Consider the following 17,885-nt stretch of genomic DNA (forward strand, 5'->3'; position numbering starts at 1 on the left):
ACGGCCCGCCGAGGCCGCTGCGGGTCATCTACCCCGGCGACGGCTTGTCCACGTGGGTCTGCGCCCAGGGCGGCTGACAGGAGTCAGACGAACACCGACAGCAGCAGGGCCATGAGCAGGCCGAGCACGCTGACCAGGGTCTGCACGACGGTCTGGGTCCTGGCGGCCTGGGCGAGGTCCATGCCGAACGACTCCTTCACCAGCCAGAAACCGGCGTGGTTGACGTAGTTGAGGCCGAGGGAGCCGGCGCCGATCGCGACCACGAGGAGCGACGCCTCCAGGCCTCCGCCGCCACCGATCAGCGGGGCCACGATACCGGTCGCGGAGACGATGCCGACGGTGGCCGAGCCCGTGGTCAGCGAGAGCAGCAGCGCGATGAGCCAGCCCAGCAGGATCACGTTGATATGGGCTCCCTCGGCGGCCGACGCGATGGCGTCGCCGATGCCCGAGTCCTGAAGGACCTGCTTGAACGCACCCCCGCCGCCGATGATGAGGAGGATCGCGGCGATGGACTTGAGGCTGTTGGTCAGGGAGGCGTGGGTCGCCTCCCCCGAGCGGCCACCGCCGACGATGGTCACACCGAGGGCGAAGAGCACACCGGCCAACATCGCCACCAGCGGTTCCCCCGCGAAGGCGAGGTCGGCGCGCAGCCCGCTGGACTCGTCGAGCAGCGTTTCGGCCAGGGTACGCAGCAGCATGAGCGCGACCGGAACGAGCACGGCCGCCACGGCCAGGCCCACGGACACACCGGAGCGGGGAGCCGCGTCCGTGCGCGACTGTGCGCCGGGCCCCGAGGAAGTCACCGCGGGTCCCTGTCCGGCGCCGGTGAACTGGGCCACGAGCTCGGCGTCCGGGCGGACCTCGGGGAGCCGAGGCGCGATCCAGCGGGCGTAGACGGGGCCGGCCAGGATGACGGTGGGGATGGCGCAGACGACGCCGACGACGAGGGTGAGGCCGAGGTCGGCGTGCAGGCCGGTCATGGCGGTCAGCGGGCCGGGGTGGGGCGGCAGCATGCCGTGCAGGGTGGACAGGGAGGCGATGGCCGGGACGCCGAGCAGCACATACGGGCTGCCCTTGGTGCCGCCCTGGTCCTCGAGCCGACGGGCCACGCTGAAGATCAGCGGCAGCAGCACGATCAGGCCCACCTCGAAGAACATGGGGATACCGATGACGAACGCCACCGCGCCGACCAGCCAGGGCAGCCTGCTGGTGTCGGCGCGTTCGACGAGGCCGCGGGCGATGGCGTCGGTCGCTCCGGAGTCGGACAGCAGTCGGCCCAGCATGGCGCCCAGCGCCAGCGTGACACCGACGTCCCCGAGGGTGCCGCCCGCGCCTTCCTCGATCGAGTCGATCAGTTTGGCCACCGGTTCGCCGGCCGCGAGTCCGGTGGCGACGGTCACGACGATCAGTGCGACGAAGGGGTGGACGCGCAGCCGTGAGTTGATCAGGTAGATCAGTGCGGCGATCGCCACCGTCAGGATCAGCAGCAGCCACCAGGTGTGTGGGGTCATACGGAATACCTTTCGAACGTATATGCGAACCAAGGGACGGAAAGAAGGCGTGCGTGACCTGCGGGACGAGCACGGTGCGGGAGGCGGTCAGTCGAGTGCGAGGCGTGTGACCAGGTCGGCCACCGCGGCGTCCTGCCGCTCGAGGTAGGCGCCGAAGGCACCACCGGTGATGAAGGCGTCGGTCCAGCCGTGCCGGGTGAGCTCGGCCTTCCACTGCCGCGAGGAGTGCAGCGCGGTCAGCGCCCGGATCCAGCGCTTGCGGTCCTCGGGACTGATGCCGGGCGGGGCGACGATCCCTCGCCAGTTGTGGAACACCAGGTCGATACCGGACGCCTTCAGGGTCGGCACCCCGGGCAGCGCCGCCACCGGCCGGTCGCTGGTGACCGCGAGCACCCGCAGCTGGCCCGCCTGGATCTGGTCCAGGAACTCACCGATGCCACTGGTGGCGAAGTCGACCCTGCCGTCGAGCAGCGCGGGCAGCAGATCGCCGCCACCGCCGTCGTAGGCGACGTACCTCACCTGCCGGGGAGCGATTCCGACGGTCCTGGCCAGCTCCATGGGGAACAGGTGGTCCGGGCCGCCCAGAGAGGAACCGCCGCCGACCCTGACCCGCCGCGGGCCCGTCCGCCACGCGGTGACCAGGTCCTCGACCGTGCGGTACGGCGAGTCCTTGCGGACCACCACCGCCTCGGGCTCCTCGATGAGGCGCGCGATCGGGGTGGTCTGCCGTACGGTCACCCGTGCGTGCACGACATGCGACGCGCCGAGGACCCCGAGGCCCATCTGGAGGGCGAGCCTGCCGTTGCCTCGTTCGTTGACGGTCCGCTGAAGACCCACCGTTCCACCGGCACCCGGCAGATTGAACACCTGCACATCCGAGGCGGTGCCGGTTTCCTCCAGCACACGGGCCACCGTACGGGCCGTGGTGTCGTATCCGCCCCCGGCCGTATTGGGCACCAGAATGCGCAGGCCGTCGTCGGCCGCCCCGGTGTCCGGCCATGCGCCGCAGCCGCCGAGAACCAGCGAGAGCAGGAGGGCGACGGTGCCCGACAGGGCTCGGGTACGTCCTCTCATGGCACCTCCCTTTCGCTTCTCGCACGGCGGACGTCATGATTGTGCGGCCTGGCGGGAGAGTCGCCCAGGTTGTGTCACCAGGAGAGATTGAGTTCATTGTGGTCGCCGCGTTCCGTCGCCAAACGCTCGCGGGCGAGATGCTGGTGCTCCAGCTCGCCATCGTCGTGGTGGTGCTGCTGGCGGTCGCCGCGGTCTCGCTCGCACAGTCGGAGGCCACCTTCAACCGGGTCGAAGGCCGGCGGGTGAGCGCGCTGGCCGAGCAGTTGGCCGCCCACCCGCTCGTACACAGCCGGCTGACGAAACCCGCGCCCGCCGAGGCCCTGGCCCCTCTGGTGCACTCCACACAGGTGCAGTCCGATGTCACCTCGGTAACGGTGGCCGACCGCGACGGTCGCGTCGTCAGTTCGACGAACCCCACGGTGGTCGGCGACCGGCTGCCGCTGGGCGAGGGGGTCGGCGCGGGCCGGGGCTGGTCCGGCTCGCTGGCCTGGGACGGCAACCGGGAGCTGGTGGCCCAGGTGCCGGTGCTCGGCACGACGGGGCACGACGTGGGCCGGAGGCTGGGCACGGTCATGGTAGGCGAGGCGTCCCCGACGGTGTGGCAGCGGCTCAGCGGCGCCTCCTCGTATCTGCTGATCTACCTCGGCGTCGCCAGTGCGCTCGGCGTCGTCGGCTCCTGGCTGCTCGCCCGGCGCGTCAAACGCCAGACACTCGGACTGGAGCCACGCGAGATCACCGGACTGGCCGAGCACCGCGAGGCCATGCTGTACGGCATCGCCGAGGGCGTCGTCGCCCTGGACCCACAGCACCGTCTCACCCTCGTCAACGATGTGGGCAGACGGCTGCTCGACCTGCCCGAGGACAGCGTGGGCCGGACCGTGGCCGAGCTCGGCATCGACGGAAGGCTGCTCGACGTGCTGACCGGCGCGCAGGACACCGCCGCGGGCCCGCGTGACGAGGTCGTCGTCCGCCACGGCCGCGTCCTGGTCATGAACCGGATGACGGTCACGAAGGACGGACGGCTCCTCGGCTCCGTGGCCACCCTGCGCGACCGCACGGAACTGGCCCATCTGGAGCGCGAAATCGGCTCCTTCCGCAGCACCTCCGAGCTGCTGCGCGCACAGGCGCATGAGTTCGCCAACCAGCTGCACACCATCTCCGGGCTGATCCAGATCGGCGAGCAGGACGAGGTGGTGCGCTACATCCGCGCGTTGAACCAGCGCCGCCAGTCACTCGACATGACCGTCGGCCGCCGGGTCGGCGACACCGCCGTCGCCGCGCTGCTGATGGCGAAGTCCGCCCAGGCCGCCGAGCGGAAGGTCGCCCTGCGCATCTCCGACCGAACGGGGCTTGGCCGCCTCGCCCCGGAAGACGCCGCCGACGTGGCGACCGTGGTCGGCAACCTCGTCGACAACGCCATCGACGCGGCCACCGCGGGCGAGCCCGACGGTTCGCTCCACGGCTCGCTCCACCGCTCGCTGCACGGTGGCGTCCCGCGTGACGAGGCATGGGTGGAGGTCGAACTGCGGCAGGACGCAGCCAGCGTGGAGATCGTGGTCCGCGACTCGGGCCCCGGCGTCGCCCCCGAACTCGCGCAGGAAGTCTTCGCACACGGCTTCACCACCAAGGCCGCCCAAGAGGGCGAGCGCGGCATCGGGCTCGCCCTGACCCGTCTCGTCTGCGAGCGCCGCGGTGGAGAGATCGCGGTCACCAATACGGCCGAGGGCGCCATGTTCACCGCGCGCATGTCCGTCGGCCACCCCACCGGCGCGGTGGCGGAAGGAGCTACCCCATGACCGAGCCGACCGACACCATCGACGTCCTGGTCGTCGACGACGACTTCATGGTTGCCCGGGTCCACCGCACATTCGTCGAACGAGTCCCCTCCTTCCGGGTCGTCGGCACCGCCCACACCGGCGAGCAGGCGATCAAGGCCGTGGACGAACTGCGCCCCGACCTCGTCCTGCTCGACCTGTACCTGCCGGATGTCTTCGGTCTCGACGTCATCCCGCGGCTGCGCACCGCCGGACACGACTGCGACGTCCTGGTCATCAGCGCGGCCCGCGAGGCCGAGGCGGTACGCGACGCCGTACGCCACGGCGTCGTCGACTACCTCCTCAAGCCCTTCGACTACGAGGATCTGCAGCCCCGCCTCGAACGGTACGCAACCCGGCGCGGGCGCCTGCTCACCACCGTCGTCCGCGGCCAGGCCGACGTGGACCGCGCCCTGGCCGGTGCGTTCGCACCCGCGGCGGGCATCGCCCTGCCGAAGGGCATGAGCGTGGAGACCGCCGACCTGATCGAACGGGCGCTCCGCGACGCGGACGGCACCCTCTCCGCCACCGAAGCGGCGACCACCACCGGCGTGTCCAGGGTGAGCGCCCGCCGCTACCTGGAGTACTTCCACGACACCGGCCACGCCGATGTGGCACTGCGCTACGGCAGCGCCGGCCGGCCGGAGCGCCGGTACAGCTGGCGGGCATGACGAGCGGACACCTGTGGCCGACTAGCGACCACGGGTGCGGGCGCGGAGCGCTTTGTCGTAGCTGTCGACCGCATTCTCGACCGTGCTCAGGTACTCCCGCAGGCTATGAGGCGTACGGTCTCGCACGAGGGTGTGCAGCGCGTAGCGGGGAGAGACTTCCCACGCGAATCTCCCCGGGGCGTTGGGACAGACCATCGGCTCGTTGGTGAACACCATCGAGGGGTCGTCGGAGTGCCGGTACGTCCAACGGCACGGCCACATCCGCAGCGCTGTCTCACCCACATACCGCACCGCGCCCGCGTAGAACTCGTCTCCGGCACCGGCTGCCGCCTCCAGCGAGGCGGGGCCGTCGAAACGGTCCAGCACAAGCCTCTCCAGCACCAAGAGCGAGTCCGGTGAGTAGTCGAAGGGGAAGTCATCGGGCAGATGGGCCGTACGCCACCGGTCCAGTGCGGCGTCCATGGGGGTCAGCCACTCGTCAAGAAACCGGCGGGACTCCTCACTGGCGTGCAGGCGGTCGTCCTCCATGTACCACGCGAGCGTGCCGGGTTCGGCCGTGGGCATCTCGTCACGCACCCAATTGCCGAGATCCACCGGCATCGGCAGACCGAACTCCTTCAGGCCCTTGGCCTGTTCGGGCGTGAGCAGAAGCCACCAGGCGTCATAGGAATCCTCGTCCAGCTGATAGAAACTCCGTGGATCGTCGTTGCCAGGCACAAGGTCGCCTATGGCCTCGAAGGCGGTGTTCCAGTCCATGTAGCGCGTGCTGTCGGAGAGGTGTTCCGCCGGGTGCCATATCGACCGGCCATTGCGCCGGAAGTGCAGATACTCCTCTCCGTCCTCATCCTTCACCAGCTCGACATCGTCGACCACCACCGCATCACCCGAGCACGCCGCCGCGTCGAGCAGCAACTCCGCATACCCGTCCTCGAGATAGCCCAGCGCCTTTTCGGGCGTCTGGAAGCCGAGGCCGCATTCACCGACGAGGAAGGTCAGCTCGTCGGGGTTATCGAAATCCTCATCAAGGTCCATGCCGATCCCGGCGGCTTCCGCCAGACCGACCGCGGCCTGCTCCTCCGTCGCTATGCCCAGCCGGACCAGGACCTCCGCGAATTCCCGGAGCGTGTGTTGTGTTGCGTCGCCCATGACAGCGTCCTCACCCATTCTTCCGGCGCCCTGAGGCCGTGATCTCCAGGTGGATCGCCCCGAGCTCGCGTATGGCGGCCGGAAAATCACAGAAGTCGGGATTGGTGAGGGCATCCCCCCAGAACATGTACGTCTGGCCCGATCGGGTCCAGGCCAGAAGGTCGACGATCTGCGTGAACGCCGAGGGTGCGAATGGCGGGACCAGATCCTCGTCGTCATCAAGGCTTGTCGCATGCAACTCCCGCCCGGTCAGCAGGCGCAGCCAGACCGCCGCCGCGAACGCCGCCTGGGACACCACATGCCGCTCCGGATCCTGATCCTCGCAGTAGTACAGGCCCATGGCGGTCAGATGCTCATGGACCGCATCGACGTCGCTCGGCTCGCCTGCGGCAACTTGACGGAGCCCGCGCACCACATCCGCGGGCGTCAGCACAGGCTCGTCGCTGAACTCCTCATCCTCCTGCGCAACACGGTCGAGCAGCGGAGCCATCAGGTCGTAAAGGCGGGCTACCTGCTCCTTCGGGTCCAGTGTCCCGGCGAACTCATCGATGACCCCCAGCAATTCGGGGTACGTCGTGTCTTCCATGGCTCCTGGATAGCAGGCGGCACGGACATCTCCGTCCGGGGGCGGCAGGTAGAAGCGGGCGACAGGCGCGGCGATCGACCGCGGAGTGACCACATCAGACCGGACATATCGTGAAGCAACTGAGGAGGTTGAGGAGAACGTGCAAAGATGACGGACACCCGGGTCAGACCACCCGGGGTCAAGGAGAATCCCAGTGAGATCTCGGACGTTGAGCCGTTACTCAACCGTGGCCGCGACCGTGCTGTCCGCCACGCTGCTGCCCCTGTCCGCCGCCCATGCCGCCGACGCCGCCCCCACCGCCGACGACTCGGCGCCCGCGGCGACGCAGACGACCATCGCGTCCTTCGGTCGAATAGCGGACGCCGTACTGACCGACCGCACCGCCGCTCTGCTCGACCGGCCCCAACTCGCCCGCACGGCACGGAAGTCGCAGGGAAACGTGCGGCTCTCGCCCGCGGCCTCCCGCGCGGAGAGCACCAGCCTGGCCTCCGTGCAGGACACGCGCGCCCGGCTGGCCGTGCTCGGCGAGGCCTACAGCGACGCCGACACGAAGACCACCGTCGACAGCACCCGTGTGGAGGGTCGCAAGGCCACGGTCCGCGTCACCGAAGCCACCACCCTCACCTACGAGAAGATCCGCGGCGACGAGCCCCCGACCACCGGCTTCACCGCACACCACGAACTCACCTTCACGGCGCAGACGGACGGCACCTGGCAGCTGGTGAGTGTCCGCCGCACGGACAAGGGCCCCCGCGCGATCAACGAGCCCGTCCCGGCGACGAGCACGGCGCCGGTGCGCCCGAGCGCCATCATCGACGCCCCCCGCGCCGCCACCACATACCCGGCGCCGGCCAAGCCCAAGAACCTCGGCACCGGCACCACGTACAACTACGCGGCGATGGCGACGTACGCCGAGAAGTACTGGAAGAACTACAACACCGCCTACCGCCGCTTCAACAGCGCCGGCGGGGACTGCACCAACTACATCAGCCAGTCCCTCTACGCGGGCGGTTGGAAACACGACACCACCTCCACCGAGGACTACGACACCTGGTGGTACGGCACGTCGAGCCAGTCCGACACCTGGATCGGCGTCAACGAGTGGTCCTGGTTCACGCAGACCGCGAAGCGGACCACCGCCCTCGCGAACGCCTACCAGATGGACATCGGTGACGTCCTTCAGGTGGACTTCGACAAGGACGGCGCCAAGGATCACACCATGATCACCTCGTACCGGAGCACGAGCGGCGTCCCGTACCTCACGTACCACGACACCGACACCTACCGGCGGTCGCTGTCCAGCCTCCTCTCGTCGTACCCGAACTCCGCGTACTACGCCTACCGCACCTGATACCTGGCCACCATCTCGGCCGCTTGGGCCCGCTGTTCCCATACCCCGTAGTGGGAGCAGCGGGCCCAGCTGTCTCCCCGAACACTTTTCGGCGCGTCGAACTCTTCTCGGTGCGTCGAAACTCTTTTCGGCGCGACCAGCGGCGCCCGCACCGCTGCTCGAGGTGCATTCAAGTCCAATGCGACCGCTGTTCTTCCGCACTGGCATATAAGTCCATGAACGTCTGCTTCTGACTGCTGCCTCTGCCGAGCGGCCATGCGTGTTCAAGGACGCTCAAGAAAGTGATCCCACTTTGGTGCACGAAGACGAACTCCTCAGCTACCTGAAGCGAGTGACCGCGGATCTGGACCGGACTCGCCGTCGTCTTTACGAGGTCACCGAGCGGGAGCAAGAACCCATCGCCATTGTCGGCATGGCCTGCCGCTTCCCCGGCGAGGTACGGTCCGCCGAGGACTTCTGGCAGCTGATCGTGGCGGAGCGGGACGCGATCGGGGACTTCCCCACCGACCGTGGCTGGGACATCGAGCGGCTGTACGACCCGAACCCGGACCGATCCGGCACCTGCTACACGCGGCACGGTGGCTTCCTCTACGACGCCGCCGGATTCGACGCCGAGTTCTTCGAGACCTCACCCCGTGAGGCGCTGGCGATGGATCCGCAGCAGCGGCTGCTGCTGGAGACGTCCTGGGAGGCCTTCGAGCACGCCGGCATCGACCCGACCTCCGTCCGCGGCAGCCGGACCGCCGTGTTCACCGGCGTCAACCCACCGGACTACCCCGTCGGACACGCCTCAAGGCCCCCGGAGTCCGCCGAGGGATTCATCCTCACCGGCAGCGCGGGAAGCATCGCCTCGGGCCGAATCGCTTACACGCTGGGCTTGGAAGGGCCTGCGGTCACCGTGGACACGGCGTGTTCGTCGTCTCTGGTCGCCCTGCATCTGGCCTGCCAGGCGCTGCGGGCCGAGGAATGCTCCATGGCGCTGGCGGGTGGAGTGGCCGTCATGTCGACCCCACGCATCTTCGTGGAGTTTGCGCGGCAGCGGGGGTTGTCGGTGGATGGGCGGTGCAAGGCGTTTGGGGTGGGTGCGGATGGTACGGGGTGGGCGGAGGGTGTGGGGATGTTGTTGGTGGAGCGGTTGTCGGATGCGCGGCGGTTGGGGCATCGGGTGTTGGCGGTGGTGCGGGGCAGTGCGGTGAATCAGGACGGGGCGTCGAATGGTTTGACGGCGCCGAATGGTCCGTCGCAGCAGCGGGTGATCCGGCAGGCGCTGGCCAGTGCGCGGGTTGGCGGGGCGGATGTGGAGGTGGTGGAGGGGCACGGTACGGGGACGCGGCTGGGCGATCCGATCGAGGCGCAGGCGTTGCTGGCGACCTACGGTCAGGAGCGGGTGGGGGACCGGCCGTTGTGGTTGGGGTCGGTGAAGTCGAATATCGGGCATGCGCAGGCCGCGGCGGGTGTTGCGGGTGTCATCAAGATGGTGATGGCGATGCGGTATGGGGTGTTGCCGCGGACGTTGCATGTGCAGGAGCCGTCGCCGCATGTGGACTGGTCCTCGGGCGGGGTGCGGCTGCTGACGGAGGCGGTGCCGTGGCCGGAGTCGGGTCGTGCCCGGCGTGCGGGGGTGTCGTCGTTCGGGGTGAGTGGCACCAACGCCCACGTCATCCTCGAACAGGCACCGCCGGAGGAGAACGACGATCCGGCGGATGCCTCGTCGGGGTCGTTTCCGTGGATGGTGTCGGCCAAGTCCGAACAGGCGCTACGGGCGCAGGCAGCGCAACTGCGTGCGTATCTGGCGGGGTGTCCTGAGGTGGGGCTGGCTGATGTCGGGTATGCGCTGGCGACCGGTCGTGCGGCCTTCGACCACCGTGCCGTACTCCTGGGCCCGGACCGCGAAGCCTTCCTGGAAGCGCTGGGAGCTCTGGAGGCCGACGAGGAACACGAGAACCTGGTACGGGGCGTAGCAACCGGGGCGGGGAAGCTGGCGTTTGTGTGTTCCGGGCAGGGCACGCAACGCCCTCGTATGGGATACGAGCTGTACCACGCGTTCCCGCTGTTCGCCGCAGCCATGGACGAAGCCTGCGCGCACCTCGATCCATACCTCGACCGGCCCCTGCGGGATGTCGTGTTCGCCGAACCGGACAACGACAACGATACGGCGCAGTTGCTGCATCAGACGGGCTATGCCCAGCCCGCGCTGTTCGCTCTCCAGGTCGCCCTGCACCGTCTGGTCACCGAACAGTACGGGCTCACGCCCCACTACTACGCCGGTCACTCCCTGGGGGAGATCACCGCGGCCCATCTCGCCGGGATCCTCACCCTCCCCGACGCGGCCCGTCTGGTCACCACCCGCGCCCGCCTGATGCAGGCTCTCCCCGCCACCGGCGCCATGACCACCCTCCAAGCCGACGCGGACGAACTCCATGAACATCTCGCACCACTTGAGGGGCGGGTGTCGCTCGCGGCGGTGAACGCGCCCGGGTCCGTGGTCATCAGCGGTGATCGCCACGACGTGGACGCTACGGCCGAAATCTTCCGCACCATGGGGCGCAAAGCCACACCCCTCAAAGTCAGCGGCGCCTTCCACTCACACCACATCGACCCCCTCCTCGACGAACTCCACGCCACCGCCGAAACCCTCACCTACCACCCACCCCACACCCCCCTGGTCACCACCAACCCCACCGACCAGGACCCCACCACACCCGACTACTGGGTCCGGCAAACACGCGAGACCGCCCACTACGCCCACACCACCCAACAACTCCACACCCACGGCGTCACCACCTACCTCGAACTCGGACCCGACACCACACTCACCACCCTCACCCACCACAACCTCCCCCACCACACCCCCAACGCCCACGCCCTCCTCCACCCCGACCAACCCGAAACCCACACCACCCACACCGCCCTCGCCCACCTCCACACCCACGGCCACCCCACCACCTGGCACCACCACCACACCCCCAACCCCACCCACCACCCCAACCTCCCCACCTACCCCTTCCAACACCACCACTACTGGCTTCATGTCTCCGAACCGCAAGGCGAGCAGCACACCCCCCGCCCCATCTCGGCCGAACCGCCCGCCACAGCTACTCTTCGTCAGCGGCTCTCCCACCAACCACCAGACGCGCAGCAGCAGACTCTTCTCGACGCCGTTCGCACGCACATCGCCGGCGTCCTCGGCCATGGGAGCCCCGAGAACATCCACGCCGAGCGCGCGTTCAAGGAACTGGGCTTCACCTCGCTGACTGCCGTCCAGTTCCGCAATCGCCTGTGCGAGGCCACCGGGCTGACCCTTGCACCGACCATCGTGTTCGACTACCCGAGCCCCGCCGCGCTCGTACAGCATTTGTGTCAGCAGTTACTGGGTACGCGAGGCGAAACCGTCAGCCACGTCCCCCTCACGACCGTTGGCACGGGCGAACCCATCGCAATTATCGGCATGGCGTGCCGCTACCCAGGAGACGTACAGACCCCAGAACAGCTGTGGGATCTGCTCGTGACCGAGCAGGACGCGATCTCCGGATTCCCGACCGATCGTGGCTGGGACCTCGACAACCTCTACGACCCGGATCCCGAGCGGTTCGGAACGTCGTACACGAGGGAGGGGGGGTTTATTCACCAAGCGGGCGAATTCGATGCCGAATTTTTCGGCATCAGCCCGCGCGAGGCCCTGGCCATGGACCCTCAGCAGCGAATTCTTCTCGAGGTCTCCTGGGAGGCCTTCGAGCGAGCAGGCATCGACCCCACCTCGGTACGCGGCACTCAGACCGGGATCTTCGCCGGCCTGGCCTACCACGACTACGCGCAGCGCTTCCCGATCGCCCCCGAGGGGTTCGAGGGATACCTCGTTCATGGAAGCGCGGGCAGTATTGCCTCAGGGCGCGTGGCCTACACCTTCGGCCTGGAAGGGCCGGCGGTCACCGTGGACACGGCATGTTCGTCGTCCCTGGTCGCCCTCCATCTGGCCTGCCAGGCACTGCGGTCAGGGGAATGCTCGATGGCCCTGGCCGGCGGGGTCACCGTCATGTCCACCCCGGCGGCCTTCATCGAGTTCTCCCGGCAGCGTGGGCTGTCTCCGGACGGTCGGTGCAAGGCATTCTCCGCCACGGCCGATGGCACCGGCTGGGGCGAAGGCGCGGGCATGGTGCTGGTGGAACGGCTCTCGGACGCGCAGCGGCTCGGGCATCCCATCCTGGCCGTGGTGCGAGGAACGGCGGTCAACCAGGACGGCGCCAGCAACGGACTCACCGCGCCCAACGGCCTCTCACAACAACGCGTCATCCGCCAGGCCCTCGCCAGCGCCGAGTTGACGCCGACTGCCATTGACGCAGTGGAGGGGCACGGTACGGGGACGACGCTGGGCGACCCGATCGAAGCCCAGGCCCTTCTGGCGACATACGGTCAGAACCGCTCCGTGGACCAGCCACTTTTGCTCGGCTCGATGAAGTCGAACATCGGACACGCCCAGGCGGCGGCCGGAGTGGGCGGGATCGTCAAGATGGTACTGGCGATGCGGCACGGGGTGTTGCCGCGGACGTTGCATGTGCAGGAGCCGTCGCCGCATGTGGACTGGTCCTCGGGCGGAGTACGGCTGCTGACCGAGGCCACGCCCTGGCCCGACACCGGCCACCTCCGACGCGCGGGGGTGTCCTCCTTCGGCGTCAGCGGCACCAACGCGCACGTGATCCTCGAACAGGCACCACCGACCGAAGCTCCGGAAACCGGTGAAGACACCTCAACGCCAACACCGCTGCTCGAACCGTGGTTTGTGTCCGCGAAGTCCGAGGACGCGCTGCAAGCGCAGGCGCGACGGCTGCGCCAGTACCTCGCTTCGGCCCCGGAACTCGACTTGGCCGATATCGGGTATGCGCTGGCCACCGGTCGTGCGGCCTTCGACCACCGTGCCGTACTCCTGGGCCAGGACCGCGAAGGCTTCCTGGAAGCGCTGGGAGCTCTGGAGGCCGACGAGGAACACGCTGGGCTTGTACGAAGCGTAGCAACCGGAACTGGGAAGCTCGCGTTTGTGTGTTCCGGGCAGGGCACGCAACGCCCTCGTATGGGATACGAGCTGTACCACGCGTTCCCGCTGTTCGCCGCAGCCATGGACGAAGCCTGCGCGCACCTCGATCCATACCTCGACCGGCCCCTGCGGGACGTCGTGTTCGCCGAACCGGACAACGACAACGATACGGCGCAGTTGCTGCATCAGACGGGCTATGCCCAGCCCGCGCTGTTCGCTCTCCAGGTCGCCCTGCACCGCCTGGTCACCGAACAGTACGGGCTCACGCCCCACTACTACGCCGGCCACTCCCTGGGGGAGATCACCGCGGCCCACTTCGCCGGGATCCTCACCCTCCCCGACGCGGCCCGCCTGGTCACCACCCGCGCCCGCCTGATGCAGGCTCTCCCCGCCACCGGCGCCATGACCACCCTCCAAGCCGACCCCGAAGAACTCCACGAACACCTCACACCACTTGAGGGGCGGGTGTCGCTCGCCGCGGTGAACGCGCCCGGGTCCGTAGTCATCAGCGGTGATCGCCACGACGTGAACGCTACGGCCGAAATCTTCCGCACCATGGGGCGCAAGGCCACTCCGCTGAAGGTCAGCGGCGCCTTCCACTCACACCACATCGACCCCCTCCTCGACGAACTCCACGCCACCGCCGAAACCCTCACCTACCACCCACCCCACACCCCCCTGGTCACCACCAACCCCACCGACCAGGACCCCACCACACCCGACTACTGGGTCCGGCAAACACGCGAGACCGTCCACTACGCCCACACCACCCAACAACTCCACACCCACGGCGTCACCACCTACCTCGAACTCGGACCCGACACCACACTCACCACCCTCACCCACCACAACCTCCCCCACCACACCCCCAACGCCCACGCCCTCCTCCACCCCGACCAACCCGAAACCCACACCACCCACACCGCCCTCGCCCACCTCCACACCCACGGCCACCCCACCACCTGGCACCACCACACCCCCAACCCCACCCACCACCCAAACCTCCCCACCTACCCCTTCCAACACCACCACTACTGGCTCAACACCACCACCCCAACCCCCAACACCACCAGCATCCGCTTCTTGGCATCGTTGGAGAGCGAAGACGTCGACGCAGTGGCCTCCGCCCTGGCCATCGACCGTGACTCTTCCCTCGAAACAGTCCTGCCGGCACTCTCCACCTGGCGTAAGCGCCACGATGACCAGGCCGTCATCGACTCCTGGGGCTACCGCGAGACGTGGAAACCGGTCACCCTCCCCCAGAGCGGCACCAGGTCACCCGGCACCTGGCTCATCGTCGTCCCCGCTCTGCGGAGTGCGGACGCCCCCATCGACGTGATCGTCGATGCCCTGCGTCGCCTTGGAGCGCAGACCATCACGCTCACCCTCGACTCCTCCTGTGCCGACCCCGAAACCCTTGCTCAACGGCTCGCCGAACACAGTGATCTGGTGAGCGTCGACGGCGTGCTCTCGCTACTCGCCTTCGATGAGGAACCCCACCCCGAACACCCCCACCTACCCACCGGCACCGCACTCACCCTCACCCTCATCCAAACCCTCACCACCCACCCCAACACCACAGCACCCCTGTGGTGCCTCACCCAAACCGCCACCACCACCCACCCAACCGAACCCCTCAACCACCCCACCCAAGCCCACATCTGGGGACTCGGACGCACCACCGCACTCGAACACCCCAACCACTGGGGCGGACTCATCGACCTCCCCACCACCCCCACCCCACAACACCTCCACCACCTCACCACCGCCCTCACCACCCAACACAACGAACGCGAACTCGCCCTACGCCTCACCGGCCTACACGCCCGCCGTCTGATCCGAACCACGGCCCGCGCCGCACTCGACGCCCCCCAGCCCTGGAAGCCCCACGGCACCATCCTCATCACCGGCGGCACCGGCGCCATCGGCACCCACATCGCCACCTGGATCGCCACCCACCACCCCCACTGCCACCTCCTCCTCACCAACCGACAAGGACCCAACACACCCCACAACACCCAACTCCACCACCACCTCACCCAACTCGGCGCCACCACCACCATCACCACCTGCGACACCACCAACCCCAACCAACTCACCAACCTCCTCAACACCATCCCCCCAACCCACCCCCTCACCACCATCATCCACACCGCAGGTGTCCTCGACGACGCCACACTGACCGCTCAGACTCAGGATCGTCTGTCGACCGTTCTTGGCCCCAAGGCACACGCCGCCCACCATCTGCACAACCTCACTCGGCATCTGGACCTCGATGCCTTTGTTCTGATCTCCTCCACGGCGGCCACGTTCGGCAGCCCTGGGCAGGCCAACTACGCCGCCGCCAACGCCTACCTCGACGCCCTGGCCCAGCACCGTCGCGCCCAAGGACTCCCCGCCACCTCCATTGCCTGGGGACTGTGGGAACAGGGCGGCCTGGCCAACGCCGAGATCACTGGGCACCTGGCACGCCGAGGTCTGCTCCCCATGCCCACGGAACCGGCGCTCACCGCGCTTTCGCAGGCCATCGCCACCCCGGGCCAAGCCCACCACATCATCGCCGACATCGACTGGGGTACCTTCGCCGTCAATCTCAGCCCCAGCGGCGAATCCGTTCCGCTCACCCAGGACATTCCCGAGGCCCAGAGGCAACGTACCCGGCAGGCGATGGATCAGGATTCCGAGACGGCCCTGCACCGGCAACTGGCCAACCGAAACCCGGGCGAGCAGCGGGAGGTGCTTCTCCAACTCGTACGGGCTCAGATGGCCGCGGTCCTCGGACACAGCGACGTCGATGCGGTGCCCTCCGATCGGCCCTTCAAGGAGCTGGGACTCGATTCCCTCGCCGCCGTCGAGACCCGCAACCGGCTGACCGCCCTCGCCGGACTCCGTCTCCCTACCAGCCTCATCTTCGATCACCCGACGCCGAACAAGCTCGCCCAGTATCTGCAAACCGAATTGGCGGGTGAGGAATCCGGCCCAGCGAGCGCAGCACCATTCAGTCCCGCTGCCAAGGCCGACGACTCCATCGCGATCATCGGCATGGCGTGCCGGTTCCCGGGCGGCGTGAGTACGCCCGAGGAGTTCTGGGATCTCATCCTCATGGAACGCGACGCGATCGCGGACTTCCCGACAAACCGCGGCTGGGATCTTGCGGGAATCTTCCACCCTGACCCCGCACACAAGGGCACCTGTTACACCCAGCAGGGTGGCTTCTTGTACGACGCGGCCGAGTTCGACCCCGCCTTCTTCGACATCAGCCCCCGCGAGGCCCTGGCCATGGACCCCCAGCAGCGGCTCTTGCTGGAGACCAGCTGGGAGGCTCTGGAGCGAGCGCACATCGACCCACGGTCTCTGCAAGGCAGCCCTGTCGGTGTCTTCACCGGCATCAACGCCCAGGACTACGCGATCCACCTGGAGCGTTCACCGGAGTCCGTCGAGGGCTACGTCCTCACCGGCAGCTCGAGCAGCATCGCATCGGGCCGAATCGCTTACACCCTGGGCTTGGAGGGTCCCGCCGTCACCGTGGACACGGCGTGCTCGTCGTCCCTGGTCGCCCTGCACCTGGCCAGCCAGGCACTGCGGTCAGGGGAATGCTCGATGGCCCTGGCCGGCGGGGTCACCGTCATGTCCACCCCGACCACTTTCGTCGAGTTCGCGCGACAGCGGGGCCTGTCCACAGACGGTCGGTGCCGCGCCTTCTCCTCCACCGCTGATGGAACCGGCTGGGGCGAGGGCGTGGGCATCTTGTTGGTGGAGCGGTTGTCGGATGCGCGGCGGTTGGGGCATCCGGTGTTGGCGGTGGTGCGGGGTAGCGCGGTGAATCAGGACGGGGCGAGCAATGGTCTGACGGCGCCGAATGGTCCGTCGCAGCAGCGGGTGATCCGGCAGGCGCTGGCCGCTGCAAGGCTGACGGCCCCGGAGATCGACGCGGTGGAGGGGCACGGCACAGGAACGACCCTCGGTGATCCGATCGAGGCACAGGCATTGCTGGCGATCTACGGTCAGGAACGCCCCGACGATCGACCGGTCTGGCTGGGGTCGGTGAAGTCGAATATCGGGCATGCGCAGGCCGCAGCGGGTGTTGCGGGTGTCATCAAGATGGTGATGGCGATGCGGCATGGGATGTTGCCGCGGACATTGCATGTCCAGGAGCCGTCGCCGCATGTGGACTGGTCCTCGGGCGGAGTGCGACTGCTGACCGAGGCCACGCTCTGGCCGGAGACCGGTCGTGTCCGGCGTGCGGGGGTGTCGTCGTTCGGGGTCAGTGGCACCAACGCCCACGTCATCCTCGAACAGGCACCACCCGCACAGGACAGGGAACCGGGCACTGGCTCTGCTTCCTCCTCTCCGTGGATGGTGTCGGCCAAGTCCGAACAGGCACTACGAGCGCAGGCAGCGAAACTACGCACCTACCTGACAGCTCACCCTGAGGTGGGGTTGTCCGATGTCGGGTACGCGCTGGCGACCGGTCGTACCGCCTTCGACCACCGTGCCATACTCCTGGGCCCGGACCGCGAAGCCTTCCTTCATGGCCTGAGGGCTCTGGAGGCCGACGAGGAACAGGAGAACCTGGTACGAGGCGTAGCAACCGGAGCGGGGAAGCTGGCGTTTGTGTGTTCCGGGCAGGGCACGCAACGCCCTCGTATGGGATACGAGCTGTACCACGCGTTCCCGCTGTTCGCCGCAGCCATGGACGAAGC

General features: G+C 68.2%; 8 protein-coding genes. 4 read left to right on the forward strand and 4 right to left on the reverse strand.

What is annotated here, in order from left to right:
- Positions 1-83: 83 nt before the first annotated feature.
- The gene (locus tag ACH4U7_RS40980) at positions 84-1,511 is read right to left on the reverse strand and encodes a GntP family permease (RefSeq protein ID WP_398532862.1); all 1,428 of its coding nucleotides are present in this window, start codon (positions 1,509-1,511) and stop codon (positions 84-86) included.
- An 87-nt stretch (positions 1,512-1,598) separates the two neighbouring features.
- Entirely contained in the window at positions 1,599-2,585 is a 987-nt protein-coding gene (locus ACH4U7_RS40985; protein ID WP_398532863.1) for a Bug family tripartite tricarboxylate transporter substrate binding protein, read from the reverse strand.
- Between the two features lie 98 nt (positions 2,586-2,683).
- Between ACH4U7_RS40985 and ACH4U7_RS40990 the strand changes: the two genes are divergently transcribed.
- Positions 2,684-4,381, forward strand: a complete 1,698-nt coding sequence (locus ACH4U7_RS40990) for an ATP-binding protein (RefSeq protein ID WP_398532864.1) — start codon at positions 2,684-2,686, stop codon at positions 4,379-4,381.
- On the forward strand, positions 4,378-5,070 hold the full coding sequence (locus ACH4U7_RS40995; protein ID WP_398532865.1) for a response regulator: 693 nt from the start codon (positions 4,378-4,380) through the stop codon (positions 5,068-5,070). The genes ACH4U7_RS40990 and ACH4U7_RS40995 overlap by 4 nt, the downstream gene beginning before the upstream one ends.
- 21 nt (positions 5,071-5,091) lie before the next feature.
- Here ACH4U7_RS40995 and ACH4U7_RS41000 read toward each other — a convergent pair whose 3' ends face one another.
- Both ACH4U7_RS41000 and ACH4U7_RS41005 read right to left on the reverse strand, forming a co-directional pair.
- Positions 5,092-6,216, reverse strand: a complete 1,125-nt coding sequence (locus ACH4U7_RS41000; protein WP_398532866.1) for a hypothetical protein — start codon at positions 6,214-6,216, stop codon at positions 5,092-5,094.
- 10 nt (positions 6,217-6,226) lie between these two features.
- The gene (locus ACH4U7_RS41005; RefSeq protein ID WP_398532867.1) at positions 6,227-6,802 is read right to left on the reverse strand and encodes a hypothetical protein; all 576 of its coding nucleotides are present in this window, start codon (positions 6,800-6,802) and stop codon (positions 6,227-6,229) included.
- Between the two features lie 193 nt (positions 6,803-6,995).
- Here ACH4U7_RS41005 and ACH4U7_RS41010 point away from each other — a divergent pair, with 193 nt between their 5' ends.
- Positions 6,996-8,153, forward strand: coding sequence for an amidase domain-containing protein (locus ACH4U7_RS41010; RefSeq protein WP_398532868.1), 1,158 nt, complete (start codon positions 6,996-6,998; stop codon positions 8,151-8,153).
- Positions 8,154-8,445: 292 nt separating this feature from the next.
- Positions 8,446-17,885, forward strand: a 9,440-nt coding sequence (locus ACH4U7_RS41015; protein ID WP_398532869.1) for a type I polyketide synthase, incomplete at its 3' end; no start/stop codon positions are given.

It is taken from the genome of Streptomyces sp. NPDC020845 (assembly GCF_044334165.1).
GTDB lineage: Bacteria > Actinomycetota > Actinomycetes > Streptomycetales > Streptomycetaceae > Streptomyces.